Genomic DNA, 25,780 nt, shown 5'->3' on the forward strand with positions numbered 1-25,780 from the left:
TCTGACTTGTGGAACCTGCCTGATGTCCAGCTATGCCGACCGCCTCCGCGCCCTTCGCGACCAGCTTGCGCAGGATGGTCTCGACGGATTCGTGGTACCGCTCACCGACGAGCATATGTCCGAATATGTCGGCGAATACGCCCAGCGTCTCGCTTGGCTGACGGGGTTCCAAGGATCGGCGGGCAGCGCGGTGGTGCTGGCGGAGAAGGCGGCGATCTTCACCGATGGGCGCTACACGATCCAGGTGCGCCAGCAGGTCTCGGCGAGCGAATGGGAGTATGTCGGCGTGCCGGCGACCAGCATCGCCGCCTGGTTGGAGGCGCATGCGCCACAGGGCGGGCGGATCGGCTATGATCCCTGGCTGCACACCCGCGCCTGGGTCGAGGAAGTGCGCAAGGCATTGGCCGAGCGCGGCGCCGAGCTGGTCGCGGTGCAGCGCAATCCAATCGACAGCGTCTGGGGCGACCGTCCCTTGCCGTCCGACGCCCTGCTTTCGGTGCAGGACGATGAGGCGGCGGGCAAATCGTCGGCGGCCAAGCGTGCCGAGATCGCCGAGTGGCTGGGGGAGCGCCGCGCGGACGCGGTGGTACTGTCCGCGCTGGACTCGATCGCCTGGGCGTTCAACATCCGCGGCGGCGACGTGTCGCATACTCCCGTCGCGCTCGCCTACGCCATCGTTCATGCCGACGGCACCGGCGACCTGTTCGTCGAGGCCAACAAGGTTCCCGACGCGGTGCGCCAGCATCTGGGCAACGCGATCCGCATCCAGGACCGTGCGGCGTTTGCGCCGGCGCTGGGGGCGCTGAGCGGCAAGCGCGTGGCAACCGACCCCGAGCGGGCAGTGTCGGCGATCTTCGACGCGCTCGACGCGGGCGGCGCCAAGATACTGAGCGTGCGCGATCCGGTGGTGCTGGCAAAGGCGATCAAGAACCCCGCCGAAATCGCGGGCCACCAGGCGGCACAGGCGCGCGACGGCGCCGCGATGGTGCGATTCCTCCGGTGGTTCGAAGAGACCGCGCCGGGCGGCGAACTGACCGAGCTGTCCGCCGCGGCGAAGCTCCAGGCGTTTCGCGAAGAGACCGGGCTGCTCAAGGACCTGAGCTTCGAAACGATCTCCGCGACAGGGCCGAACGGCGCGCTGCCGCACTACAAGGTCACCGAAGAGTCGAACCTGAAGATCGAGCCGGGGCAACTCTATCTGATCGATTCGGGCGGGCAATATGCCGACGGCACCACCGACATCACTCGGGTCATGCCGGTGGGCGAGCCGACCGCAGAGATGCGCGACCGCTTCACCCGTGTGCTGAAGGGCCATATCGCCATCGACACCGCGATATTCCCCGACGGAACGGTCGGCGCGCAGCTCGACAGCTTCGCCCGGCGGCCACTGTGGGAAGTGGGCCTCGATTTCGGCCACGGCGTCGGCCATGGCGTCGGCGCCTATCTGTCGGTGCATGAAGGACCGCAGCGGATCGCCCAGCCCAATTACCCCGGCGGCCAGAGCCTGGAGCCGCTGCGCGCAGGCATGATGCTGTCCAACGAGCCGGGCTATTACAAGGCAGGCGAATTCGGCATCCGCATCGAAAACCTGGTGCTGATCGTCGATCGCGAGATTCCGGGCGCCGAGCAGCGCATGCTCGGCTTCGAGACGCTGACCTTCGTGCCGATCGAACGGACGCTGATCGAGCCGGCATTGCTGGCCCCCGGGGAGCTGGCATGGCTCGATGCCTATCATGCGCGCGTGCTGACGCTGATCGGGCCGCTGCTTGAGGGGGGTGCGCGCGAGTGGCTCGAAAAGAAGTGCGCGCCGATCCACTGACGGCGGCAGCGTCGGGAGGTTGATACCGGAAAACGGATCTGGTTTGCGGCTAAGGTTTGGAGGTCAGCCGGCGCCAGTGTCCGGGTTCGGCAGGCGCTGCGGTTCCGCTTCGCTCATCTGCTCGCGCGCCTGCGCTTTGCGCTTGCGCAGATTCTGGCGCAGCGCGGCGGCTAGGCGGGCCTTCTTTTCGGTGTCGGTCATGGTTTCAGCGATAAACCGTAAAACTTCCGATTGACAATCAGGCGCGCCCAAGCACATAGGCGCCCTCCACCCGGCCAGTCAGGCCGGCGAGTGCTGCCGTAGCTCAGTGGTAGAGCGCATCCTTGGTAAGGCTGAGGTCGTGAGTTCAATCCTCACCGGCAGCACCATTTTCCCCTTCAGGTCGAAATGGTAACGATCCACCCGATCGGGCGGATCAGCGTTATCAGCGCGTAGGCACGGCCATGCCGAACCGCTCCCACGCATCGCTCAGATGGCGGCTGCATCACCCTGTCGAGCTCCAGATCGTCAGGAGTTCGCTCCCCTTTTCCTCCGCATCATAGCGGTGCCCCGTCCTTGTCCAGCACCTCCATCCGATAGGCGCAGCCATACAGGGTCTTGCCCGGGTGGGTCGCCGCGTTGGTGATGGTGCGCGCAACCATCATGTGGCTGCCAAACGATTCCCCCTCACCCGCCGCTTCGGTTTCTTCCTTCAGGATGCGTTCGCCGCCAAACTTGCGGAACTTGAACTCCGCCTCGATCTGGGCGCGGGTCGCCTTGCCCGAGGCGACGAGCTCGGCGATCATCGGCTCAATGTCGAAGTCGTTGGTGATCTGCTCGGGACCGGCGAGCACCGCCGGATCGGGCACATCCAGGATCGCCAGGATCGAGTCACCGGAAAAGGCCACGCGCTGCGTGCGATGACCCGCGACCGTGATCGGCGCCGGCAGCTGATATTCGAGCAGGAACCCGTCACCCGATCCGACCTGCTTCCAGCCGCGCTTTCGGGCGATGCCGTCCTTGCCGCCCAACGACATCGCGAAGCCGGTATAGCTGGGCACGTTCAGGCGGCAGTTGATCGCGTCGACTTCGGAAACCTGCGCGGGATCGGCTTCGGGAGGATCGCTCTCCTGAAGTGGCAAGGCCAGGAAAAGGGCGAAGAGCGTCAGTGCTGGCAACGGCATGGCGACACGCTAGCCGGGCCGGCCGGCGATTGGAAAGCAGTTCCGTTCGATGCCATCGCGGCAGGGTCCAGGGGGAGGCGCAGGCTTGCGCCTTGCATGCCGCCGCGCCTTGCCCGATTAGCCAAACATTCCCGGAACTAAGGACCGTTTGCATGAAGACCCGCGCCGCTGTCGCGTTCGAAGCGAAGAAGCCCCTGGAGATCGTTGAGCTGGACCTGGAAGGCCCCAAGGCCGGCGAAGTGCTGGTCGAGATCATGGCGACCGGCATCTGCCACACCGACGCCTACACGCTCGACGGCTTCGATTCGGAAGGGCTGTTCCCCAGCGTGCTCGGGCATGAAGGCGCCGGCATCGTCCGCGAAGTCGGCGCGGGCGTCAACAGTGTCACGCCTGGCGATCACGTCATCCCGCTCTACACCCCCGAATGCCGCCAGTGTAAGTCGTGCCTGAGCGGCAAGACCAATCTGTGCACCGCGATCCGGGCCACCCAGGGCAAGGGGCTGATGCCCGATGGCACCACGCGCTTCAGCTACAAGGGCCAGCCGATCTATCACTATATGGGCTGCTCGACCTTCTCGAACTTCACCGTGCTGCCCGAGATCGCGGTGGCCAAGATCCGCCAGGACGCGCCGTTCAAGACCAGCTGCTATATTGGCTGCGGCGTCACCACGGGCGTCGGCGCAGTGGTGAACACCGCCAAGGTGCAGGTGGGCGACAACACCGTCGTGTTCGGGCTGGGCGGCATCGGGCTCAACGTGCTCCAGGGCGCCAGACTTGCCGGCGCGAGCAAGATCATCGGCGTCGACATCAACCCCGACCGCGAGGAATGGGGCCGCCGCTTCGGCATGACCGACTTCATCAACGGCAAGGGCAAGTCGCGCGAGGATGTCATCGCCGAGATCCTGGCGCTGACCGATGGCGGCGCGGACTTCACCTTTGACTGCACCGGCAACACTGAGGTGATGCGCACCGCGCTGGAGGCCTGCCATCGTGGCTGGGGCACCAGCATCATCATCGGCGTGGCGGAAGCGGGCAAGGAGATCGCCACGCGCCCCTTCCAGTTGGTCACCGGGCGCAACTGGCGCGGCACGGCATTCGGCGGGGCAAAGGGCCGCACCGACGTTCCCAAGATCGTCGACTGGTACATGAACGGCAAGATCGAGATCGACCCGATGATCACGCACGTGTTGAGCCTGGAAGAGATCAACAAGGGCTTCGACCTGATGCACGCCGGCGAAAGCATCCGCAGCGTGGTGGTGTACTGACATTCGCTTCTACCTGCCGGGAAGAGGATCGAAGAGGAGCGATGGCGATGGAAACACTCAGCACCAATCAGGCCCATGGCGGCGTGCAGGGCGTGTATCGGCATGAAAGCCGCGCCACCGGCACGCCCATGACCTTTTCGGTCTATGTGCCGCCGCATGCCGAAGGTGCCAGGCTGCCGGTGCTGTGGTATCTGTCGGGTCTCACCTGCACCCACGCTAACGTCACCGACAAGGGCGAGTATCGCCGGGCGTGCGCCGAGCACGGGGTGATCTTCGTAGCGCCGGGCACCTCGCCGCGGGGCGAAGGCGTTGCCGATGACGACGCCTATGACTTCGGCCAGGGTGCCGGCTTCTATGTCGACGCGACCCAAGCGCCCTGGGCGGCGCACTTCGCGATGCGGTCCTATATCGAGGAGGAACTATCAGCGCTGGTCGCCGCGGAATTCCCGGCCGACATGGATCGGCAAGGCATCACCGGCCATTCGATGGGCGGGCATGGCGCGCTCACCATCGCCCTGCGTAATCCGGCGCGCTTCCGCAGCGTGTCGGCGTTCGCGCCGATCGTCGCGCCGGCGCTGGTGCCGTGGGGCGAGAAGGCGCTGGGCGGTTATCTCGGCCAGGATCGCGCCGCCTGGGCGCGATATGACGCCTGCGCGCTGATCGGAAGCGGGGCACGCGTGGACGAATTGCTGGTCGATATCGGCGATGCCGACCAGTTCATGGCCGAGCAGCTGCGGCCCGAGTTGCTCGAAGCGGCCTGCGCAGCGGCCGGAATCCCGCTGACGCTGCGGCGCCAGCCAGGCTATGACCATAGTTATTACTTCATCTCGACCTTCATGACCGATCATGTCGCCTGGCACGCGGAGCGGCTGAAGGCATGACGCACTATGACGTGCTGATCGTCGGCGCCGGCCATGGCGGCGCGCAGGCGGCGATCGCGCTACGGCAGAACGGCTTCACTGGCACGCTGGCGCTGATCGGCGAGGAACCGGAACTGCCCTATGAACGGCCGCCGCTCTCCAAGGAGTATCTAGCCGGCGACAAGCCGTGGGAGCGGCTGCTGATCCGCCAGCCAGCGTTCTGGGAAGAGCGGAACGTCATCATGCTGCTCGGGCAGAAGGTAGTGACGGTAGATCCCGGCGGGCACCGCGTCGCCACCGCTGCGGGGGAAGCGATAAACTATGGCAGCCTGATCTGGGCGACGGGCGGGCATGCCCGGCGGTTAAGCTGCGCGGGTGGCGATCTGGCCGGCGTGCATACCGTGCGTAACCGGGCCGATGTCGACCGCTTGCTCGGCGAACTGCCCCACGTGACGCGCGTGGTGGTGATTGGCGGCGGCTATATCGGCCTGGAAGCGGCGGCGGCGCTGAGCAAGCTGGACCAACAGGTGACGTTGGTGGAGGCGCAGGATCGCGTGCTCGCCCGTGTCGCCGGCGAACCGCTGTCGCGCTTTTTCGAGGACGAGCACCGCGCGCATGGCGTCGACCTCCGCCTCGACGCGCAAGTCGACTGCATCGAAGGTGCCAACCGTGTGACCGGGGTCCGCTTGTCCGACGGCAGCGTCGTGCCCGCCGGCATGGCGATCGTCGGGATCGGCATCATCCCGGCGGTCGAACCGCTGCTCGCTGCGGGCGCGCAGGGCGGCAACGGCGTGCTGGTCGACGCGCAATGCCGCACGTCGCTACCGGACATCTTCGCGGTCGGCGATTGCGCGCTGCACGCCAATCGGTACGCCGAGGGCGCGTGCACCCGGCTCGAGTCGGTGCAGAACGCCAATGACCAGGCAAGCGTCGCCGCCAAGGCGATCCTTGGCCTGGACGCGGATTACGACGCCGTGCCGTGGTTCTGGTCGAACCAATATGACCTGAAGCTCCAGACGGTCGGCCTGTCGGCGGGCCATGACGCGGCGATCATGCGCGGTGATCCGGCAGCGCGCAGCTTTTCGGTCGTGTATCTGCGCGAAGGCCGAGTGATCGCGCTCGACTGCGTCAACGCGGTCAAGGACTATGTTCAGGGCCGCAAGCTGGTGGTCGAAGGTATCGCCGCCGATCCCACCGCGCTTGCTGACGCGAGCCGACCGCTCAAGGACCTCGCTTAACCCCGGCGGACCTGATAGCCTCTACCCACGCTTCCCGAGTGGAGAGACATGCTGAAATTCCTGCCGCGCGCATTTGCCGCATTGGCGCTGTCGGTGGCACCGACCGTCCATGCCCAGACCGTCACTGACTCCGACCCCGCCTTGTGGGTGGTGAAGGACGCGGACACTACCATCTATCTGTTCGGCACGGTGCATGTGCTGAAGCCGGGGCTGAGCTGGTTCGACGAAGCGGTGAAGGCTGCGTTCGACAAGAGCGACCAGCTGGTCGTCGAGATGGTCGAGCCAGACCAGGCGACCACCCAGCAACTGGTGCAACGAATTGCCGTCAACCCTGTTGGGCCGACGCTTACCGAGAAGCTGCCGGCAGACAAGCGCCAGGCCTATGCCGCGGCGATGGCCGATCTCGGCATTCCCGCCGCGGCGCTCGACCGGTTCGATCCGTGGATGGCGGCGATCACGCTGAGCGTCGCGGGGCTTCCCAAGCTCGGCTATGATCCCAACAGCGGCGCCGACAAGGTGCTGACTGCCGCTGCCATCGCAGCGAACAAGCCGGTGCTGGGGTTGGAAACCATCGAGCAGCAGCTCGGCTATTTCGACACGATGCCTGAGCCGTTGCAGGTGAAGTTCCTGGTCTCGACCCTCGACGACTATAGCAAGACTGGCGAGATCCTCGGCGCGATGATCAAGACCTGGTCGGCCGGTGATCCCGAGACGTTGGGCCGGACCATGAACGACGAACTGCGCGACACGCCAGAGGTCGCCCGAATCCTGCTCACCGAGCGCAATGTCCATTGGGCCGATTGGATCCAGAAGCGTATGGCTCAGCCCGGCACGGTGTTCCTGGCGGTGGGCGCGGGGCATCTGGCCGGCACCGACAGCGTTCAGGCGCAGCTCGCCAGGCGTAAGCTGATCGCCACGCGGATCAATTACTGATCCTGCGGACCCGGCGGCCATGACGGGCGTTCGGATCGTTCACTTGTCGGAGCATCAGCATGGCCAAGACTCCAAGACCGCTTGTTGGGCTGGCCGCAGGCGTGGCGGCGGGGCTGGTCGCGTCCGCGGCGATGGCAGCATTCCAGGGGCAGGCGCAAAAGCTGCTGCCGGATCAAGGCGGGAGCGACGATGATCCGTCGACGGTGAAGGCCGCAGACGCCGCCAGCGAAGTCATTGTCGGCGAGCCCGTGCCCGAGCCGTATCGCGAGCAGGCCGGGCAAGCGGTGCATTATCTGGTCGGCGGCGTTTTGGGCGGCATTTATGGTGTGCTGGCCGAGTACAAGCCGGAGGCGAGCGCAGGCTTCGGCACCGCTTATGGCATCGCCACCTCGGCGCTGCTGGACGAAGGCGCGGTGCCTGCCGCAGGGCTGGCGCCTGCGCCGACCGAGACCTCTCTGGTCACCCACATGTATGGGACCGCGTCGCACATGGTCTATGGCTGGGTGCTGGAGTCCGTGCGCGCGCTGATCGCCGGGCGGGGCTGAGCGCGGTATAGCTTAACGGCCCCGGAAATTACTCCGGGAGGGTGTCAGAACAGTTCCGGTTGCCTCGTCACCCGGCGCGTCACTGCGCCGCCGCCGGTGCGCCTGAAATATTCCTGCTCGGCTGTATGACGGACATCGACGTCACGGTCGGTAAGGAAGCCCGCGAGCGACTCCTCGCTGATCTCGTGCCATTCCTTGCCGCGGTCGGGGCCGTAGCGCACGCGCGGCAACAGGCCGGGCTCCTTGGACCACTGGATCAGCTGCTCGACGCCGACTTCGTTGAGCATGTCGCGCAGATGATGCGCGGTGACATAGGCGTCGGGGAAGGCGCGGTGCGCCGGAAGGCCGCGCTCATGCTCCAGCCCGTCGGGCATCCGCCAGTAGCGCAGCATCTGGTTGGAGAAGCCGGGCGAGCCCGGCCACAGCCGCATCGAGCACTTCCAGGTGCAGATCCAGTCGGCCCCGCGGGTGAGCGCGGCGGTGCAATATTGCTCCTCGAAGTCCGACCGATGCGCTGCCAGCGCGACCCGCCGCGGCCAGGGGTCGAGGATCGGTCGCGCGACATCGTGCCAGTATGGCGCATCGGCGACATCCTCGTTTCGGATATGGTGCACCGCCATGGTCAGCGGCGGGATTTGGCGGCCTGGATTGACCAGCCGGTGCCCGCCCTCCCCTTGCAGCTCCCAGCGCCCGTCCGACCCCAGTACGACATCCTGCCAGCCGATCTCGCACACGCCATGCGTGGGAGGAGCCTGGCCGGTGGTTTCGAGGTCGATGACGCGGATGATCTGGGGAGGTGGCGGAGCCATACGGCGGATGTGGGGCCTTGGCGCCGATTTTGCCAGCATCTAAGCCCCTCCCGCAGAACGGGAGGGGCTAGCGTTGGATCAATGCGCCGCTTGCGGCCCGCGCTGAAGGCCGCTCGCGGCCAGCTGTGCATCGATCATCGCCATAAGCCGGTCCAGCCCTTCCTGGCTCTTGGCTTCGGCACGCGCGACCAGCACGTCCTGCGTGTTGGACGCGCGCAGCAGCCACCAACCATCGGCGGTATTCACGCGCGCGCCGTCCGTGCGGTCGACATCGGCGCCTTCGGCTTCGAGCCGCTCGAGCACTTCGTCGATCACGGCGAACTTGCGGCTCTCGTCCACCTGGAAGCGCATTTCCGGCGTGTTGATCATCGCCGGCATGTCGTCCTTGATCTGGTTCATCGACTTGCCGATCGTGTGCACCGCGCGGATCAGCTGGACGGCGGCGAACTGCGCGTCGTCATAGCCGTAATAGTCGTAGAAAGGTTGGGCAAAGAAGATGTGGCCGCTCATCTCGCCGGCGAGCGGGGCGTGCGTTTCCTTCATCTTGGTCTTGATCAGGCTGTGGCCGGTCTTCCACATCACCGGCTTGCCGCCCAGCTCCGCGATGCGATCATACAGCGCCTGGCTGGCCTTGACGTCGGCGATCACCGTCGCGCCCGGCTCGGCCTTGAGCAGCGGCTCGGCAAGCACCGACAGGATCTGGTCGCCCCAGATCACGCGGCCCTGGCCGTCGATCGCGCCGATCCGGTCGCCGTCGCCGTCGAACGCCAGCCCGAAGTCGAGCCCCTTCTCGGCCACCAAAGCCTTGAGGTCGGCAAGGTTCTTTTCCTCGGTGGGATCGGGATGGTGATTGGGGAAGTTGCCGTCCACATCGGTGAAGATGGTGAAGTGCTCGCCCGGAAGCTGGGCAACCAGCTTCTCGATCACCGGACCCGCTGCGCCGTTGCCCGCGTCCCAGCCGATGCGGAAGCTGCCGCCGGCATAGCCTGCAAGCAGGCGACCGACATAGGCGTCTTCGATGTCATAGTCGGTAACAGTGCCTGCGTCGCCCGCTTCGACCGCGTCCCAGTCGCCCTCTGCCGAAAGCCGGCCGAGCCCCTGAATGTCCTCGCCAAAGAACGGGCGGTGCTGGAACACCATTTTGAAGCCGTTGTAATTGCCCGGATTGTGGCTGCCGGTGATCTGGATGCCGCCATCCACCTCCAGCGTCGCTTCGGCATAATAGAGCATCGGCGTGGGCCCCATGCCGATGCGCACCACGTCACATCCGCACGACGTCAGCCCCTCGACCAGCGCAGCCTCGAGCTCTGGCGACGACAGGCGGCCATCGCGGCCCACCGCCACGCGGTGCCCGCCGGCGCGGCGCAGCAGCGTGGCAAAGCTGCGGCCGATCGCGCGGGCGTCCTCGGTCCCGAGCGTCTGCCCCACGATCCCGCGGATGTCGTACTCGCGCAGCGAGGTGGGGTCGAAACGATGCGTCATGATGCCTCCGGGAAGATGTTGCTCGCCCAATCCGCGAAACGGGGAGAAGTTTCAATTTCGGAGGCGTAACAGGTGCCGTTTTCGCGGCGAATGGCGCGCAGTCGCGTCAGCGGCGCAGCAAAAGGTCGCGTGCGGCGTTCACGCGGCGCGTGAGTTCTTCGGATCCGCCGCGGTCGGGATGCACCGCGGACACCAGCCGGCGGTGCGCCGCCTTGATCTCGTCGCGCCCTGCCCCGGCCTGGAGACCGAGGATCGCGCGCGCTTCGGCCTCGTCCAGCGAAACGGCCACCGGCAGACCCCGCGCCCCGCCGCGGGGCTTTGGCGCCCGGCGCTTGATCGGCCGGCCCGCCGTGTAACGCTTGGGTCCCCGCCACAACAGATAGAGTCCATAGACCACCAGCAGCGCGAGGATCAGCTTGACCATCAGGCGACCGCCGGCAGCGCATGCTCGGGCAGCGCCAACCCGGCCATCATCTCACGCAGCTCCTGCCGCGCGGCGACATGGCTGAGGCCCATTTCGCCGAATTCGCGGGCATCGAGCATGGTCAGTCCCTGCGGGAACAGCTCGCGATAGATCACGCGCTCGGACAGGCCGGAGATCACGCGAAAGCCGACGCGCTTGGACAGTTGGTCGATCGCTTCCGACACGCGGCGCATGTTGCGTGCCTCGATATGCTGCATGCGGTTGCGCAGCACGACCCAGTCGATCGTCTCGCCATTGGCGCCCGCGCGGCGCTTGCGCGACTCCCAGATCAGCTCGGAATAGAAGCTCGGGCGCTGCACGCGAAAGGTTTCCGGGTCGACGTGACCGATCAAGTCGAAATCGACGAAGCTGTCGTTCATCGGCGTGACCAGTGTATCGGCGTTGGTCACCGCGATCCGCGCGAACTTGTCGTCGCGGCCCGGCGTGTCGATGACCAGGAAATCGGCGTCCTGCCCCAGCCGGTCGAGCGTCTCGGCGAAGAAGTCCATGCTTTCGCCGTCATGCGTTTCATAGACCGGGATCGGCAGTTCGCGGCCTTTGCGCTTGGCGGTGGCGTGGCGGTTATCGAGATAGCGGCCCATCGTCCGCTGGCGGTGATCCAGGTCGAAGCACGCCACGCGCGCGCCCTTGAACGCCAGCGCGATGGCGGCATGAACGGCAGTGGTGGATTTGCCCGTGCCTCCCTTCTCGTTTGCAAAAACGAGAACGTGCAAGCGCTTAGCTGCCTCGGTCACCCAGAAGACTTCCTTTGTTGATCGCGCCGCCTCCTGCCCATAGAAGGCCGCGCTCCTGCTTTATCGAAAGACCCAAGTCGTGCAAACCGTCCGTCAGCTTCCTGCCCTTCGCGAGGCCGTTGCCGCGTTTCGCGCCGCCGGGGAGCGTGTGGCGCTGGTGCCGACCATGGGTGCGCTGCATGACGGCCATCTGGCGCTTGTGGAAGCGGCAAAGCGCGCCGCGACTCGCGTGATCGTGTCGATCTTCGTCAATCCCAAGCAGTTCGGGCCGAACGAGGATCTGGCGAAATATCCGCGCAAGGAGCTTGCCGACTCGCGGATGCTGTCGACGGCGGGCGCCGACCTGTTGTGGCTGCCGCCGGTGGAAGTCATGTACCCCGAAGGCTTCGAAACCACAGTGTCCGTTGCCGGGGTGAGCCAAGTGCTGGATGGCGCCGCACGGCCCGGGCATTTCGACGGCGTGGCAACCGTGGTCACCAAGCTGTTCAACCAGGTGCAGCCGGACGTCGCGCTTTTCGGTGAGAAGGACTGGCAGCAATTGCAGGTGATCCGCCGCCTGGTCGCCGATCTCGACCTACCGGTGGAGATCCTGGGCGTGCCCACCTATCGCGACGATGATGGCCTCGCGCTCTCCTCGCGCAACGCATATCTGATCGCCGAAGAGCGGGCGCGCGCTGTCGCCCTGCCCCGCGCGCTGGGCTTTGCCGAACGCGCGATCGCCAAAGGCGACGATCCCGAGGGCGCACTGGCGCAGGCGCGCGAGACGCTGGCCGCCGCCGGCTTCGAGGTCGACTATGTGGCGCTGGCCGATGCTGAAACCTTGGGCGATCCGGTCGCGGGCCGGCCGATGCGCCTGCTGGGTGCGGCACGGATCGGGGGCACGCGGCTGATCGACAACATTCCCGTCACTACGAATGAACACGGTTAACCCCGTTAACCTTTTCTTCCGACTTCACCGCCAAAACCACTGATCAGAGGGATCAGATTTTTTGAGGTGACGTCATGGGCAGCAGCCTGAAGAGCGCACGTTTCCTGATCGAAAGCCGGCTGCGCGATGCGGCCAAGGGCGACGCATCAGCGTGCTACGACTTGGGAATGGTATATTCGAGCGGCGCCGATGGCGTCGACGTGAACCTTACCGAAGCGCACAAATGGTTCAACATCGCCGCCGTGTCGGGCAGCAGCGAGGCACAGTTGTGCCGCGCCGAGATCGCCGAGGACATGACCGCACGTGAGATCAACGACGCGCAAAAGGCGGCACGCGCCTGGCTGCGCGGCACGCAGCTGCGCGCGGCCTAAGGTCTCCCCAAATCTCATGATACCTCCCCGGAACAGGGAGGGGGACCATGCGCAAATATGGTGGAGGGGCCGCGCCGCCGCAGGCGCGGGACTTCTCAAGCACAGGGGATAACCGCCGCCGCTGGCTGTGGCCCTTCCACCCCGCAACTGCCTTGCGCGGTCCCCCTCCCCGTGCGGGGGAGGTATCTACTCCTCAGCCTCAGCCTTCTTCGGCGCAGCCTTCTTCGGCGCAGCCTTCTTCGCCGCCGGCTTCTTGGCCGCGGCCTTGGCGGGAGCCTTCTTGGCCGGTGCCTTCTTCTTCGCAGGCGCCTTCTTCTTGCCCTTGGCCGGCGCCGCCGCGGCGCGCGCGTCGATCAGCTGGGCGGCTTCCTCCAGCGTCAGCTGCTCCTTGTCGATCGACTTGGGCAAGGTCGCGTTGGTCTCGCCGTCGGTGACATACGCACCATAGCGGCCTTCCATCAGCTTGATCTCGGCCTCGCTGCGCGGATGCTTGCCTAGCACCTTCAGCGGCTCGCGCGCCGCGCCGCGTGCCGGGCGGCCGCCGCCCGCCGCCGCTTCGGCAAGCTTGACCACGGCGGCGTTCATGCCCGTCTCGAACACGTCAGCGGTGGACTGTAGCCGCGCATATTTACCGGCATGCGCCAGATACGGCCCATAGCGGCCGATGGAGGCGGTGATCGGCTCACCACTCTCGGGGTGATTGCCGATCGTGCGCGGCAGCTTGAGCAGCTTCAACGCCCATTCTAGGTCGAGTTCGATATCCTTGGGGATCGACGCCTTGGGCGCCTCCTTGCCGTCGCCAAGCTGGATGTAAGGCCCGAACCGTCCCGACTTGCGCTCGACCTGGAGCCCGGTGTCCGGGTCGGTGCCGAGCACTTCGGGTGCCGCATCCTCGCCCTCGCCGCCGGGCTGGGCGAAGCGGCGGGTGAACTTGCATTCGGGATAGTTCGAGCAGGCGATGAACGCGCCGAAGCGGCCGCCGCGCAGCGCCAGCTGGCCATTGCCGCAATTGGGGCATAGCCGCGGATCGGAGCCATCGGCCTTTTGCGGGAACAGGTACGGCGCAAGGAACTGGTCGAGCTCGGCGGTGATCGCCGAGGGCTGCTGCTCCATCACTTCGGACGTGCGCGGCTTGAAGTCCTTCCAGAACGCCTCGAGCACTGCCTGCCACAGCGCGCGCCCCCCCGACACGTCGTCCAGCTCTTCCTCAAGCTCGGCGGTGAAGTCGTAGGAGACGTACTTTTCAAAGAAGCGCTCGAGGAACGCCGTCAGCAGGCGCCCGCTTTCCTCGGCGAAGAAGCGGTTCTTCTCCACGCGAACATAGGCGCGGTCCTTGAGCACCTGGATGATCGACGCGTAGGTCGAAGGGCGCCCGATGCCGAGCTCCTCCAGCCGCTTGACCAGCGAGGCTTCGGAGAAGCGCGGCAGCGGCTGGGTAAAATGCTGCTCGGCATTCACTGCCTTCTTTGCCGGAGCGGCGCCTTCGCTCATACGGGGCAGACGGCGGCTGTCCTCGTCGCCCTCATCATCCCGCCCTTCCTCGTACAGCGCGAGATAGCCTGGGAAGAGCACGACCTGGCCGGTGGCGCGCAGCGCGTGCTGGCCGGTGCCGTCCTGCAATTCGATGGTGGTGCGCTCCATGCGCGCCGACGCCATCTGGCTGGCGAGCGCGCGCTTCCAGATCAGCTCGTACAGCCGGCCATGGTCGCCGCTACCGGCCTTGTCCTTGGAAAAGTCGGTGGGGCGGATCGCCTCGTGTGCTTCCTGCGCGTTCTTCGCCTTGGTCTGGTACTGGCGCGGCTTGTCCGGCACGTAGCTGCCGTCATAGCGGGTGGCGACGGCCTTGCGCGCTTCCTGGATCGCACCGCCGTCCATCTGAACGCCGTCCGTACGCATGTACGTGATCGCGCCGTCCTCGTAGAGACCCTGCGCGACGCGCATGGTGTGGCTCGCCGAGAAGCCGAGCTTGCGCGCCGCCTCCTGCTGAAGCGTCGAGGTGGTGAAAGGCGGCGGCGGGTTGCGCGTGGCGGGCTTGGTTTCGACCGACACCACGGTGAAGCGGCCTTCCTCGACTGCCTTCTTGGCGGCGAGCGCGGTGCCTTCGTCGCCGATCGACAGGCGGTCGAGCTTGTCGCCCTTGAACTTGACCATGCGCGCCTGGAACGGCGTGCCGTCCTGTTCCAGTTCCGCGATTACCGACCAATATTCCTGGGGTTTGAAGCTTTCGATCTCGCGCTCGCGGTCGACGATGATGCGCAGCGCCACCGACTGGACACGGCCCGCCGACTTCGCGCCGGGCAGCTTGCGCCACAGCACCGGCGACAAGGTGAAGCCGACCAGATAATCCAGCGCGCGGCGGGCGCGGTATGCGTCGATCAGGTCGGTGTCGAGTTCACGCGGTGCCTTCATCGCCGCGAGGATCGCCGGCTTGGTGATCGCGTTGAACGTGACGCGCTCGACTTCCTTTGGCAGCGCCTTCTTCAGTCGCAGCACTTCCTGGACGTGCCAGCTGATCGCCTCACCCTCGCGATCGGGATCGGTGGCGAGGATCAGTCGGTCCGCCTTTTTGGCCTCGTCGGCGATCGCCTTGAGCTGCTTGCTCTTGTCGGCATAGGTTTCCCACTCCATCGCGAACCCTTCATCGGGGTTCACCGATCCGTCGCGCGGCGGCAAGTCGCGGACGTGACCATAAGAGGCCAGGACGCGGTAATCCTTGCCGAGATACTTCTCGATGGTTTTCGCCTTGGCGGGCGATTCGACGATGACAAGCTGCATGAAGTTCTCGGAAGTCCTTACGTGTACGCGTACGAGAGTGGGGAGCCGACACGGCAGCCGTCAACCCGCGCCACTAAGCCGGGGGCGCGGCGAAGGCCAGCCGCCGGGGCAAGATTTCGGCCAAGCATCGGGAACGGCACGGGATTCGCTTCGTTCTCTCGCAGAATCAACACAGATCAATTGGAGATGAGCGCATGGTCCTTTTCGGCTCCGATGCGGACGGATCCGCGCGCCTGGACCACAGCATGCAGGAAGTGCTGGACGAAACCCAGAAGCTGGGCCTGACGCCGCCCTGGACGCTGTCGCCGGCCGAAGCGCGCAAGCAGCCGACACCGGCAGACGGCGCCAAGCAGGTCATGCGCAACCGCGGCATCGATCCCGACGCGGATCTGGGCGTCGCGACCAAGGACTTCACGATTCCCGGCCCGAGCGGCGCGATACAGGCGCGCCTGTATGGCCGCAAGAACGAGACCGGCACCAAGCCGGTGGTGGTCTATTTCCATGGCGGCGGCTGGGTCATTGCCGATCTCGACGTGTATGATTCGACGCCGCGCGCGCTGGCGCTCGCCACCGACTGCATCTTCGTATCGTGTCACTACCGCCAGGCGCCCGAGCACAAGTTCCCGGCGGCGCATGAGGATGCATGGGCCGCATATAAGTGGGTGATCGAGAACGCCGCCAGTTTCGACGGCGACCCGACGCGAGTCGCGGTGATGGGTGAGAGTGCCGGAGGCAACCTGGCCGCGAACGTGTCGATCCGCGCGCGGGACGAAGGCTTCCCGCTGCCTGTGACGCAGATCCTGGTCTATCCGGTCGCCGACAACGACACCAACAGCACCAGCTATCTCGAAAACGCGAACGCGGTGCCGCTCAACAAGCCGTTCATGGAATGGTTCGTGAGCCATGTCTTCGACGGTCAAGGCCAGACCGAGGATCCACGGCTGAAGCTGGTGTCGGCGAACCTCGCGGGCCTGCCACCGACCATGATCATCGCCGCCGACGTCGATCCGCTTCGTACCGAGGGCAAGATCCTCGCCGCGCGACTTGAGGCCGCCGGTGTCGACACCAGCTACACCTGCTATGAAGGTGTTACCCACGAATTCTTCGGCATGGGTCTCGTGGTGAAGGACGCCGCCGCCGCGCAGACCAAGGTTGCCGCACAGCTGAAGAAGGAACTGCGGGTGGGTATCCTCGGCAGGATCGCTGGCGCGTTCTCGTGACCGGAAAGTAGTTACGGAACCGAGACGAGTGATCCAGCGTATCGTGTGCGGATCACTCGTCCTCGGAGTCCGCCTTGGCCAGCGCGCAGCCCCTGCCCCATCGTCCCTTCGGCCGCCGGCGGTTTTGGATCATCGGGGTCGCGCTCGCCATGCTGTTTGTCAGCGTCGCCATGATAGTGGCCATCGGCAGCCACAAGGCCGAGCCGCCGCCGCGCGTGACTGATCCCATCCAAGCACCGCGCCAGCTTTCCGCCCTTGCCGTTCCGCTCGATGTCGACACCGCCATCCTGTCGCAAGCGCTGGAACGCGAAATCCCGCACACGCTCTGGTCGATCAACCGCCAGGTGAAGGAATGCGTACCGCCGGCGCGGGTCAAGCTGCTCGGCGCCAAGATCAAGGTCACGCCGGCACTGGGCTGCGCCGTGGTCGGCACGGTCACCCGCGCGCCGATCCGCCTGCGTGGGAACGGTGAGGAGATCATCGCCGACGTCCCCATTCACGCCCGGATCAGCGCCCGGGACGTGGGCGGCGTGCTGGCAGGCGAAACCGCAACCGGATCGGCGATGGCGCATGCCCGCATCCGACTGGCCCTGCAGAACGACTGGAGCGTCCGTGCGACCGTGCGGCTCGCTTATGACTGGACGGACGCACCTGGCATCGACTTTCTCGGGCAGCGAATCACCTTCACTGACCAGGCGGATGCCAGGCTTCAGCCGATCGTTCGCGATCTGGAACGCACTCTGCCGCGCGAAGTGGCGAAGCTCGACATCCGCGCTCGCGTTGCCGATGCCTGGGCACAAAGCTTCACGTCGCTACAGCTCAATGCTGACAATCCGCCGGTATGGATGCGGATCACGCCACAGCGGCTGCGCTATGGCGGATATCGTTTCTCGGGCAAGACGCTGCGGCTGCGCCTGGGAATGGAGGCGCTGACCGAGACCTTTGTCGGCCCACGTCCGCAGAACCCCGCGGCAATCCCGCTCCCGCCGCTGTCACGCGAAGGAGGCGGCGAGCAGCTGCGCTTCTTCATTCCGGTCATCGCGGATTATGCGCAACTCGAACCCGTCATCCTGAAAGCACTGGTCAAGCGCTCGCTGCGCCCGTTCCACGTGCCTGGCATCGGACAGGTCGTCGCCCGGTTTGAGAACGTGACCGCCTATGCCACCACTGGCGGACGGCTCGCGCTGGGCATCACGCTCGCGGCGCGGCGCGAAGCCCAGCGCGAACAAACGCGCGGCCTGGTATGGATCACGGCGCAGCCAGTAAACGCGGCAAATTCCCAGCGCGTCGGGTTCACGCAGCTTGCGGTGGATGGCGACACCGACGGCGTCGGTGGCGACCTGCTGGTTCGTCTGGTCAATGCGCCAGGTGTATCGCGAGCGGTGGCGGATTCGCTTACCCAGAACTTCACGGACGACTTTCACGAACTGCTCGGAAAAGTGCAGCGGGCCGTTGTAGAAAAGCGCGCGGGCGATTTTGTCATCCGCGCCGACATCGGCCAGGTGCGCACCGGCGTGCTGCAAGCGGGCGGGCAAGGGTTGTATCTGCCCGTCTGGGCGGACGGCTCTGCTCGAATAACCTATGTACCGAACGGCGGATCGCGTTCGCGCAGGTAGCGGCTTAGGCCAGACTCACACGTGCGCCGGCATGCCGTTCCAGCCGCCCCGCCAGTTCCAGCTCGAGCAGCACCATCTGCACCGCTGCCGGTGCCAGGCCGGCCTGGCGGATCAGCTCGTCGACTGAGACCGGCACTGGTCCGAGTAGCGCTTCCACGGCGCGGCGCTCAACATCGCTGGCATCCTGCGGCGGTGCGTTTCCGAAGCCGAAGGATGGGGAGCGTACCGCGCGCGCATCGATCGGCCGGATCGATTCCAGGACATCGTCGACGGTCTGGATCAGCGTGGCGCCTTCACGGATCAAGAGATTGCACCCTTGCGCACGCGGATCGAGCGGCGAACCGGGAACCGCCATCACGTCGCGCCCCGCCTCCGCGGCTAAACGCGCGGTGATCAGCGAGCCGGATCGCGGCGCGGCTTCCACCACCACCGTCCCCTGCGACATGCCGGCAATGATGCGGTTGCGCGAGGGGAAGAAGCGGGCGAGCGGCTCGGTCCCGGGCGGTTGCTCGGCGATCAGCAAACCTTCGCAGGCCACCTGCTCCTGAAGCTCGGCATTCTCCGGCGGAAAGGTGATGTCGATGCCACTGGCGATCACCCCCACCGTGCCGCCGCCGATCGCGCCGCGATGCGCGGCGGTGTCGATGCCGCGGGCGAGCCCCGACACCACCGTCACCCCCGCCTCGCCCAATCGAAACGCGAGCTCGCGCGCGAAGCGGCATGCCGCCGCCGAGGCGTTGCGCGCGCCGACCATCGCCACGCAGGTCCGCCGGGCAAGCGCCGGGTTGCCGCGCACGATCAAAGCCGGCGGCGCACTGTCGGTCTCGGCCAGGAGCGGAGGATAGCCGGGATCGTCAAGGAACAGATAGGCGGCGCCGAGCCGCTCGACCGCCGCGATCTCACGCGTGATCCGCGCAGGTTCGGAGAGTATCGGCGCCCTGCCGCCGCCACGCGCGGCCAGCATGGGGATCGCGTCCAACGCCGCCTCGGCACTGCCAAAGCGCGCCATCAACTGCCGATAGCTGACCGGGCCGATATTCGCGGAGCGCAGCAGCCTCAGGCGCGGCGCGCGCGGATCAGTCACGCTTGCTGCCAATCCGCGGCTCGGTACCGTTCAACAGCCGGTCGACATTCTCGCGGTGCTTCCACAGCACGATGAGCGCCAGCCCCAGCAGCAGCAGCACCAAGTCAATCCGGCCCCAAAAGGCAGCGCTCACCGGCGCGCTGATCGCCGCCGTCATGCCGGCCAGCGAGGAAATACGCAGCGCCGCCAGCAAGCCGAGCCAGACCGCCGCATAGACCAGGCCTGCGGGCCAATGCAGCGCAACCACGATGCCCATCAGCGTCGCGACGCCCTTGCCGCCGTGAAACTTCAGCCAAACCGGATAGCAGTGCCCCAGGAACGCCCCCATGCCGGCAAGCGGCGCGGTGCCGGGAAACAGCGCCTCGGCGAGCAGCACGGCAGCCGCGCCCTTGCCAAGGTCGAGCAGCAGCGTGGCCGCCGCCAGCCCCTTGCGCCCGGTGCGCAGAACATTGGTGGCGCCAATATTGCCCGAGCCGATCGTGCGCAGATCACCCGCGCCCGCGAAGCGCGTCAGCAGGACGCCGAACGGGATCGACCCAAGAAGATAGCCGAGCAGAATGGCGATCGCCGGCGCTGCCCATGGAATTTGCGTGAACAACAGCATCCCCCTTCGGACCAGAACATAGCCGATACGTGCGGCGGCGCAATGACGTGCCGCAAGCAAAGCGGGACGGCTCGCACCAGCATGTGCCACCCGTTGACGCGCCTTCGCACCATGGCCATTCGCAACGCCATGGCTGACTCGCGCCCGATCCTGTTCTTCGATTCCGGTGTAGGAGGATTGTCGGTGCTGGCACCGACGGCCAAGCTGCTGCCGCACGCGCCGCTCGTCTATGTCGCGGACTCCGCTGGGTTTCCGTACGGCACGCGCAGCGAAGCGGAGATCGCCGCGCGCGTGCCCGCGCTGCTCGGGCGGCTGGCCGAACGCTATGATCCACGGCTGATCGTGATTGCGTGCAACACCGCCTCGACGATCGCGCTCCAGCATGTGCGCGCCGCCCTGGACGTGCCGATCGTCGGAACGGTGCCGGCGATCAAGCCCGCCGCCGAGCAGAGCCGCACGCGCGTGATCGGGGTGCTGGGTACTAAGGCGACGGTGCGCCAGCCTTATGTCGATGATCTCGCCCGACGCTTCGGCGACGACTGCACGGTGCTGCGTTATGGCTCGGCGGCGCTGGTCGAGATCGCGGAAGCCAAGCTGGGGGGGCACAATCCCGATCCGGAGCGGCTGCGTGCCGAACTCGACGGCTTGTTCATGCAGGCCCAAGGCGACCGGCTGGACATGATCGTCAACGCGTGCACGCACTTCCCGCTGCTGGAGGACGAAATGGCAGCAGTCGCGCCGCATCGGGTGACGTTCGTCGATGGCGGTCCGGGCATTGCCCGCCGCGTCCAGCATTTGTTGGAAGGCCAGACCTGGCCGGACGAGCACGCCTCCGGGCGCGCCGTGTTCACGAAGCGCACAGCGCATACCGACGCGCTCGCGCCCGCGCTGGCACGGTTCGGGCTCAGCGCGACGGAGTCGCTCTAAGCAGCCGTTGGCAGCATGACGAGGTTTTGGAGCATCGTGGCATAGCGTTCCGCCATATCAAGGTGCACGCGGCGCGCGATCGAGCCTTTTGCCCGCTCCGCCCGCAACCGCTCTTCACGCTCTCGGCGAGTGAAATAATCGAAGTCATGGCTCGTCATGGCTACGCTCCATTTCAAGCGGGAGAACACTGTCTCTCGGCCGCAAACTTGCTTGAAGCAGCGAGTCGTCTGCGATGGCATTTCCATAGCATTTCCACGCTCCGGAGTCTTGACTGGGATCAACTTTAGCGACGCCAGCGCCGAATTGGGCGGGACGGGGGCCCGGGACAAACGGAACGATCGCCGTGATCGAATTTGGAAATCGCGCGAGACTGGAAACCCGTCGATTTTGAGGGTATTGCCCCCTGCCATGCAAAGCACTGACAGCGCCGTGCCCGCCGTCGATTATTCGCGGGTCTTCAATCAGGCGATTGATCGACTTCATGCCGAGGGGCGCTACCGCGTGTTCATCGACATCCTGCGCAACAAGGGCATGTTCCCCAACGCGCGCTGCTTTGCCGGCCATAACGGACCCAAGCCGATCACGGTCTGGTGCTCGAACGATTATCTCGCCATGGGGCAGCACCCCAAGGTCGTCGCCGCGATGGAGGAAGCACTCCACGATGTCGGCGCGGGCTCGGGCGGCACGCGCAACATCGGCGGCAACACCCACTACCACATCGAACTCGAGCACGAACTTGCCGATCTGCACGGCAAGGAAGGCGCGCTGCTTTTCACCTCCGGCTATGTCTCGAACGAAGCGACGCTGTCGACCCTCGCCAAGATCATGCCGGGATGCATCATCTATTCGGACGAGCTCAACCACGCGTCGATGATCGCGGGCATCCGCAATGCGGGCTGTGAAAAGCGCGTGTTCCGCCACAACGACCTGGCACATCTCGAAGAACTGCTCGCCGCCGACGATCCCAGCGTTCCCAAGCTGATCGCGTTCGAGAGCGTCTATTCGATGGACGCCGACATCGCGCCGATCGCCGAAATCTGCGACCTGGCCGACAAGTATAATGCGCTGACCTATTTGGACGAAGTCCATGCCGTTGGCATGTACGGTGCGCGCGGTGGCGGCATTTCGGAGCGCGAGGACGTGGCGCACCGGCTGACGATCATCGAAGGAACGCTGGGCAAGGCGTTCGGGGTGATGGGTGGGTACATCACCGCCGATCAAGTGATCATCGACGTTATCCGCAGCTATGCGCCAGGCTTCATCTTCACGACTTCGCTGTCGCCGGTGCTGGTCGCCGGCGCACTCGCCAGCGTCAAGCACCTCAAGGCATCGCGCGCCGAGCGCGACGGCCAGCAGGCTGCGGCGGAGCAGCTCAAGGCGCTGATGGCTGATGCCGGGCTGCCGGTGATGCAGTCGACCACGCACATCGTGCCGCTGATGGTTGGCGATCCGGTAAAGGCGAAGAAAATCAGCGACGTCTTGCTCGCCGAGTATGGCGTGTACGTCCAGCCGATCAACTACCCCACTGTACCGCGCGGGACCGAGCGGCTGCGTTTCACGCCGGGCCCCGCCCACAATGAAGCGATGATGCGCGAGTTGGTCGATGCGCTGGTCGAAATCTGGGGCCGGCTGGAGCTGCGCCGGGCGGCATGAGCGACGTCGGCCCTGATGCTGACGGGTGGCTGTTCCTGACCAGCGCGGCGGGCGAGACCCCGATCATCGCGCGGGTGCGTGCCCAGCCGCCGAGCGAAGTGGAGCGGGAGGAGAACCCCGATCTGGTGGTGATCCGCTGGCCGTTCGAAGCTGAAGCTGGCGCCTTCCCCGGCGAAGACCTGCTCGCCGAGATGACGGCGTTCGAGGAACAGCTTTTCGCCGCGATGGATCATGACGGCTGGGGCACCGGCGTTGCGGTGATTACGGCCAATGGCGCGCGGGAATGGCGCATCTACACGCAGGATTTCGAACGCTTTCAGGAAGGGCTCAACGAAGCGCTCGCGGGTGCCGCGCCCTATCCGCTCGAGTTCGCGACGTTCGAAGATCCGGACTGGACCGCCTATACCGAGCTGACGCGCGGCACTGCATAACCGCGCCGCGGGCCTTGCTTCACCCCTGCCGCAGCGCTCCCGCCCAGGCATAGCCGCGCAACAGCGGAGTCAACTCTGCGCGCAGTTGATGCTTCGCGGCGACTCGCTCCAGCACCTCCGGCAAGTCGCGGCGAGGATAGACATGAAAGTCGTTGAGCGACTTGAAGTGCAGGCGCCGCGCGACCGCCGGCAACCGCTCATATTGGCCGAAGTCGATGACGTGCAGGCTCCCGCCCGGCGCCAGCACTCGCGCGCCCTGTTCGATGGCCGCGATCCAGGGTGGGATCATCGACAAGGTGTAACTCATGAACACCCGGTCGACCTGCGGGATGCCGAACAGCGCGCCCAGGTCGAAATCGCCGGCATCGCCCTGCGCCAGCGTGATGCGGTCGCTTAGCCGGTGGCGCGCCACCGAAGCGCGCGCGGTTTGCAGCATCGCCTCGCTGATGTCGAAGCCGAAGAAACGTGCCTCCGGCCAGCGTTTCGCTGCGACGATTAGGTTGCGCGCGGTGCCGCAGCCGATCTCCAGCACCGTTCCGCCGGGGGGTGGCGCCAGCTGGCGGATCAATCGATCGCGGCCGAAGAGATAGAATTTCCGCGTGAAGTCGTAGATGTGGCGATGGAAGCCATAGGTCGTTTCCATCAGCCCCTTCTGGTCGGCAGCCGCTCCTGCGCCGCTCATGCGTGCGGCTTCAGCGTCCAGAGATGCGTCGCGCCGTACACCGCCGAACGATCGCGCCGGGTCCAGTCGTCGCGTAGCGCCTGAGGCGCATAGTCCCACTGACCGAGCAGCGTGTCGGGGATATGCCCTTGGACCACGTCGGGCGCGGCAGCGGTGCGATAGAGCACCCGCGCGCCCGGCTTGGCGGTGCGGGTGATCGCAGTCCACAGCCGGGTCAGCTGCGCGTCGGTCATCCAATCCTGCGCGTCGAGCAGGATATAGCGGTCGAGCGACTGGGCCGGCATCGATTCGAGATACTCGGCCATGTTCTGGTGACGGATCTCGACGCGCGATGCGCGGTCGCGCACCGTCTCGAAATTCCTGGCCTGAAGATAAGGCGGCAGCGGCGCCTCGGGCTCCTCGCCATAGCTGCGGCCGAACGCCTGCCAGGCGTAATAATTGTCTTTCAAATCGAAGTCGCAGGCGAGCTTGCGCAGCCGGTTCTTGAGCGCGCCGGTGATCCCGGCCTGGTCGTCGGCCTTGAGCAAGTCATACTGCGCCGGCGGAATGCCGAACCCGAACAGTGCCGCTGGTTGATCGACCAACCAGCGCAGGAACTTCCTGTCGAAAATCGGCGCGAGCTTGGCGTCGAAGATCGCCCGCTGCTCCTCGATGCTGCGCGCATGGAGGATCTCCTTAGGATCGATGCCATAGCGGCGCGCGAGCCAATGCACGAAGCCGATCAGCTTGCCGAGCAGCCCCTGCTTGTAGAAGCCGGTCTTGAACCCTTCGATCCGGCGCACCCCGGTGGCGGAGCGATGCTCCCAATAGGCGCGGGTCGCATCGTCGAGATGTGGGCGGAGATAGCGCCAATAGGCCTGGACGTTTTCAGCCTTGTCGGCCTGCCCGAAGAAGCGGTGGAACGCGGCATAATCCGGCAGGTGCCGCGCGGCGGCCTGCTTCAGCTTGTTGAGCGCCACGTGCGCGGGGTTGAGGTCCACCGCGGTGATCGCCTTGGGGTTGGCGGTCAGGTAGGAGAAGACATTGCACCCGCCCGAGGCGATGGTGACGACATGGCTGTCGGGCGTAATTGCCAGTGCCTCCATGTCGATGTCGGGATCTTCCCAGATCTGCGCATAGACCAGGCCACGAAAGGCGAAGGTGAAGGCGCGCTCGAGCAGCCCTTCCTTGCTCAGATGTTCGTGACGATGCACCGCGCCGCGGACGGCGCCGTTCTTGGGTGATTTGGCCGCAATACCCATCAGGCTTCCCCGCAAGGACGCTCCACGCACCGGAGCGCTTGGAAGCCGTGCTTAGCGGGCGGGTATGACGATCCGGCGTCCTGCCGTTTACAGATCGGTGTCGCGGAGCGATCATGCCGCTCCGCGACTTGGCCGATCAGCGGGTTTCGTTCTCGATCGAATCGCCAACGCGGTCGGCACGCTGGCCGACATCGTCCGCCGCGTTGCTCAGCTCGTCGCCCGCATCGTCGGCGACGTTGCCGATCGTCGCACCGGCATCGGCGGCCGCGTTCTGCGCCACATCGCTGGCGTCGGACGCGACGTTCTCGATCGCGTCGCCTGCGCGGTCGAGCGAGTTCTGCAGGTTATCGTCCGACGATTGCGAGCATGCCCCCAGGATCAGCAGCGCGGGGGCGAGGGCGAAAATCTGTTTGCGCATGTATCTCTCCAACTAGCCAGGACGGCCACTCCGGCGTAGGAGCGCGCGCATGTCGCGCCGCATCGCCATCGCCTCGGATCATGCCGCCTTTGCCATGAAGGCAGAACTCGCGGAATGGTTGCGTAACGAAGCATGGACGGTGTCCGATCTCGGACCTAGCAGCACCGATAGCGTCGATTATCCTGACTATGGCTATGCCCTCGCGCGTGCGATCGCCGCCGGTGAAGCCGATTTCGGCGTCGCGCTTTGCGGATCGGGCATCGGCATCTCGATCGCCGTCAACCGCGTGCCCGCCGCGCGCTGCGCCCTGGTGTCGGAGCCGCTGTCCGCGTCGCTCGCCCGCCAGCACAACGACGCCAACGTCATCGCGCTCGGCGCCCGCCTGACGGGGATCGAGATGGCCAAGGCGTGCATCTCCGCTTTTCTGTCCACCGACTTTCTTGGCGACCGTCACCAGCGTCGCGTCGAGAAGCTGAGCAACCCGCAAGGAGCCTGACC

The 25,780-nt window shown here is 66.0% G+C and carries 27 protein-coding genes and 1 tRNA gene; 15 read left to right on the forward strand and 13 right to left on the reverse strand.

Annotated features, from left to right (window positions below; all coding sequences use genetic code 11):
* The first annotated feature begins 22 nt into the window (after nucleotides 1-22).
* The gene (locus tag FHT02_RS13730; protein ID WP_184088562.1) at nucleotides 23-1,819 is read left to right on the forward strand and encodes an aminopeptidase P family protein; all 1,797 of its coding nucleotides are present in this window, start codon (nucleotides 23-25) and stop codon (nucleotides 1,817-1,819) included.
* Between the two features lie 63 nt (nucleotides 1,820-1,882).
* Here the strand turns inward: FHT02_RS13730 and FHT02_RS13735 are convergent, their stop codons facing one another.
* Nucleotides 1,883-2,020 (reverse strand): hypothetical protein, encoded by a 138-nt coding sequence (locus FHT02_RS13735; RefSeq protein ID WP_184088565.1) that lies wholly within the window; start codon nucleotides 2,018-2,020, stop codon nucleotides 1,883-1,885.
* Between the two features lie 92 nt (nucleotides 2,021-2,112).
* On the opposite strand from FHT02_RS13735, the gene FHT02_RS13740 reads away from it, so the two are divergent.
* Nucleotides 2,113-2,187 (forward strand) — tRNA-Thr (locus FHT02_RS13740).
* A 168-nt stretch (nucleotides 2,188-2,355) separates the two neighbouring features.
* Here the strand turns inward: FHT02_RS13740 and FHT02_RS13745 are convergent.
* Nucleotides 2,356-2,982 (reverse strand): hypothetical protein, encoded by a 627-nt coding sequence (locus FHT02_RS13745; protein ID WP_184088568.1) that lies wholly within the window; start codon nucleotides 2,980-2,982, stop codon nucleotides 2,356-2,358.
* 152 nt (nucleotides 2,983-3,134) lie between these two features.
* On the opposite strand from FHT02_RS13745, the gene FHT02_RS13750 reads away from it, so the two are divergent.
* From FHT02_RS13750 to FHT02_RS13770, 5 genes are read left to right on the forward strand one after another with little or no spacing between them, the layout of a single operon-like run.
* Nucleotides 3,135-4,247, forward strand: coding sequence for an S-(hydroxymethyl)glutathione dehydrogenase/class III alcohol dehydrogenase (locus tag FHT02_RS13750; RefSeq protein ID WP_184088571.1), 1,113 nt, complete (start codon nucleotides 3,135-3,137; stop codon nucleotides 4,245-4,247).
* Between the two features lie 41 nt (nucleotides 4,248-4,288).
* On the forward strand, nucleotides 4,289-5,128 hold the full coding sequence (gene fghA / locus FHT02_RS13755; protein WP_281393196.1) for an S-formylglutathione hydrolase: 840 nt from the start codon (nucleotides 4,289-4,291) through the stop codon (nucleotides 5,126-5,128).
* Entirely contained in the window at nucleotides 5,125-6,345 is a 1,221-nt protein-coding gene (locus tag FHT02_RS13760) for an NAD(P)/FAD-dependent oxidoreductase (RefSeq protein WP_184088577.1), read from the forward strand. Before fghA ends, FHT02_RS13760 begins: the two co-directional genes overlap by 4 nt.
* A gap of 48 nt (nucleotides 6,346-6,393) precedes the next feature.
* Nucleotides 6,394-7,278: a TraB/GumN family protein gene (locus FHT02_RS13765; RefSeq protein WP_184088580.1), complete on the forward strand. Its 885-nt coding sequence runs from the start codon at nucleotides 6,394-6,396 to the stop codon at nucleotides 7,276-7,278.
* Between the two features lie 59 nt (nucleotides 7,279-7,337).
* Nucleotides 7,338-7,823, forward strand: coding sequence for a DUF1440 domain-containing protein (locus FHT02_RS13770; protein WP_184088583.1), 486 nt, complete (start codon nucleotides 7,338-7,340; stop codon nucleotides 7,821-7,823).
* A gap of 44 nt (nucleotides 7,824-7,867) precedes the next feature.
* Here the strand turns inward: FHT02_RS13770 and FHT02_RS13775 are convergent, their stop codons facing one another.
* The 4 genes from FHT02_RS13775 to FHT02_RS13790 form a co-directional block, all read right to left on the reverse strand.
* Entirely contained in the window at nucleotides 7,868-8,632 is a 765-nt protein-coding gene (locus FHT02_RS13775; protein WP_184088586.1) for a 3'-5' exonuclease, read from the reverse strand.
* A gap of 78 nt (nucleotides 8,633-8,710) precedes the next feature.
* Nucleotides 8,711-10,114 carry a phosphoglucomutase/phosphomannomutase PgmG gene (gene pgmG / locus FHT02_RS13780; RefSeq protein WP_184088589.1) on the reverse strand — a complete coding sequence of 468 codons (1,404 nt, stop codon included), beginning with the start codon at nucleotides 10,112-10,114 and terminating at the stop codon, nucleotides 8,711-8,713.
* A 106-nt stretch (nucleotides 10,115-10,220) separates the two neighbouring features.
* On the reverse strand, nucleotides 10,221-10,538 hold the full coding sequence (locus FHT02_RS13785; RefSeq protein WP_184088592.1) for a J domain-containing protein: 318 nt from the start codon (nucleotides 10,536-10,538) through the stop codon (nucleotides 10,221-10,223).
* Nucleotides 10,538-11,332 carry a division plane positioning ATPase MipZ gene (locus FHT02_RS13790; protein WP_184088595.1) on the reverse strand — a complete coding sequence of 265 codons (795 nt, stop codon included), beginning with the start codon at nucleotides 11,330-11,332 and terminating at the stop codon, nucleotides 10,538-10,540. The genes FHT02_RS13785 and FHT02_RS13790 overlap by 1 nt, the downstream gene beginning before the upstream one ends.
* Before the next feature lie 79 nt (nucleotides 11,333-11,411).
* On the opposite strand from FHT02_RS13790, the gene panC reads away from it, so the two are divergent.
* Nucleotides 11,412-12,260 carry a pantoate--beta-alanine ligase gene (gene panC / locus FHT02_RS13795; protein WP_184088597.1) on the forward strand — a complete coding sequence of 283 codons (849 nt, stop codon included), beginning with the start codon at nucleotides 11,412-11,414 and terminating at the stop codon, nucleotides 12,258-12,260.
* Nucleotides 12,261-12,334: 74 nt separating this feature from the next.
* A complete protein-coding gene (locus FHT02_RS13800) occupies nucleotides 12,335-12,631 on the forward strand; it encodes an SEL1-like repeat protein (protein WP_184088601.1) in 297 nt (98 codons plus the stop codon).
* A gap of 186 nt (nucleotides 12,632-12,817) precedes the next feature.
* Here the strand turns inward: FHT02_RS13800 and topA are convergent, their stop codons facing one another.
* On the reverse strand, nucleotides 12,818-15,406 hold the full coding sequence (gene topA, locus FHT02_RS13805; RefSeq protein WP_184088604.1) for a type I DNA topoisomerase: 2,589 nt from the start codon (nucleotides 15,404-15,406) through the stop codon (nucleotides 12,818-12,820).
* Between the two features lie 194 nt (nucleotides 15,407-15,600).
* On the opposite strand from topA, the gene FHT02_RS13810 reads away from it, so the two are divergent.
* Together FHT02_RS13810 and FHT02_RS13815 are read left to right on the forward strand one after the other, a co-directional pair.
* Nucleotides 15,601-16,626 carry an alpha/beta hydrolase gene (locus FHT02_RS13810; RefSeq protein ID WP_184088607.1) on the forward strand — a complete coding sequence of 342 codons (1,026 nt, stop codon included), beginning with the start codon at nucleotides 15,601-15,603 and terminating at the stop codon, nucleotides 16,624-16,626.
* A 170-nt stretch (nucleotides 16,627-16,796) separates the two neighbouring features.
* Nucleotides 16,797-18,242 carry a DUF4403 family protein gene (locus tag FHT02_RS13815; protein WP_246352399.1) on the forward strand — a complete coding sequence of 482 codons (1,446 nt, stop codon included), beginning with the start codon at nucleotides 16,797-16,799 and terminating at the stop codon, nucleotides 18,240-18,242.
* Nucleotides 18,243-18,246: 4 nt separating this feature from the next.
* Here FHT02_RS13815 and dprA read toward each other — a convergent pair whose 3' ends face one another.
* Nucleotides 18,247-19,326: a DNA-processing protein DprA gene (gene dprA / locus FHT02_RS13820; protein WP_343056948.1), complete on the reverse strand. Its 1,080-nt coding sequence runs from the start codon at nucleotides 19,324-19,326 to the stop codon at nucleotides 18,247-18,249.
* Nucleotides 19,319-19,924 (reverse strand): glycerol-3-phosphate 1-O-acyltransferase PlsY, encoded by a 606-nt coding sequence (gene plsY, locus FHT02_RS13825; RefSeq protein ID WP_246352401.1) that lies wholly within the window; start codon nucleotides 19,922-19,924, stop codon nucleotides 19,319-19,321. Before plsY ends, dprA begins: the two co-directional genes overlap by 8 nt.
* 135 nt (nucleotides 19,925-20,059) lie before the next feature.
* Between plsY and murI the strand changes: the two genes are divergently transcribed.
* Nucleotides 20,060-20,857 (forward strand): glutamate racemase, encoded by a 798-nt coding sequence (murI, locus tag FHT02_RS13830; protein ID WP_184088613.1) that lies wholly within the window; start codon nucleotides 20,060-20,062, stop codon nucleotides 20,855-20,857.
* Here murI and FHT02_RS13835 read toward each other — a convergent pair.
* Complete coding sequence (locus tag FHT02_RS13835; RefSeq protein ID WP_184088616.1) at nucleotides 20,854-21,015, reverse strand: hypothetical protein; 162 nt, start codon at nucleotides 21,013-21,015, stop codon at nucleotides 20,854-20,856. The two genes, murI and FHT02_RS13835, sit on opposite strands and share 4 nt — an antisense overlap.
* Before the next feature lie 250 nt (nucleotides 21,016-21,265).
* Between FHT02_RS13835 and hemA the strand changes: the two genes are divergently transcribed.
* Complete coding sequence (gene hemA / locus FHT02_RS13840) at nucleotides 21,266-22,510, forward strand: 5-aminolevulinate synthase (RefSeq protein ID WP_184088619.1); 1,245 nt, start codon at nucleotides 21,266-21,268, stop codon at nucleotides 22,508-22,510.
* Nucleotides 22,507-22,941: a DUF695 domain-containing protein gene (locus tag FHT02_RS13845; RefSeq protein ID WP_184088622.1), complete on the forward strand. Its 435-nt coding sequence runs from the start codon at nucleotides 22,507-22,509 to the stop codon at nucleotides 22,939-22,941. Before hemA ends, FHT02_RS13845 begins: the two co-directional genes overlap by 4 nt.
* Nucleotides 22,942-22,960: 19 nt before the next feature.
* Here FHT02_RS13845 and FHT02_RS13850 read toward each other — a convergent pair whose 3' ends face one another.
* The 3 genes from FHT02_RS13850 to FHT02_RS13860 form a co-directional block, all read right to left on the reverse strand.
* Nucleotides 22,961-23,623 (reverse strand): class I SAM-dependent methyltransferase, encoded by a 663-nt coding sequence (locus FHT02_RS13850; RefSeq protein WP_184088625.1) that lies wholly within the window; start codon nucleotides 23,621-23,623, stop codon nucleotides 22,961-22,963.
* The gene (locus FHT02_RS13855; protein ID WP_184088628.1) at nucleotides 23,620-24,864 is read right to left on the reverse strand and encodes a BtaA family protein; all 1,245 of its coding nucleotides are present in this window, start codon (nucleotides 24,862-24,864) and stop codon (nucleotides 23,620-23,622) included. Before FHT02_RS13855 ends, FHT02_RS13850 begins: the two co-directional genes overlap by 4 nt.
* Nucleotides 24,865-25,000: 136 nt before the next feature.
* Nucleotides 25,001-25,282, reverse strand: coding sequence for a hypothetical protein (locus tag FHT02_RS13860; protein WP_184088631.1), 282 nt, complete (start codon nucleotides 25,280-25,282; stop codon nucleotides 25,001-25,003).
* A gap of 49 nt (nucleotides 25,283-25,331) precedes the next feature.
* On the opposite strand from FHT02_RS13860, the gene rpiB reads away from it, so the two are divergent.
* Nucleotides 25,332-25,778 carry a ribose 5-phosphate isomerase B gene (gene rpiB, locus FHT02_RS13865; RefSeq protein ID WP_184088634.1) on the forward strand — a complete coding sequence of 149 codons (447 nt, stop codon included), beginning with the start codon at nucleotides 25,332-25,334 and terminating at the stop codon, nucleotides 25,776-25,778.
* Nucleotides 25,779-25,780: the final 2 nt, after the last annotated feature.

This window comes from Sphingomonas xinjiangensis (genome assembly GCF_014199255.1).
GTDB lineage: Bacteria > Pseudomonadota > Alphaproteobacteria > Sphingomonadales > Sphingomonadaceae > Sphingomonas > Sphingomonas xinjiangensis.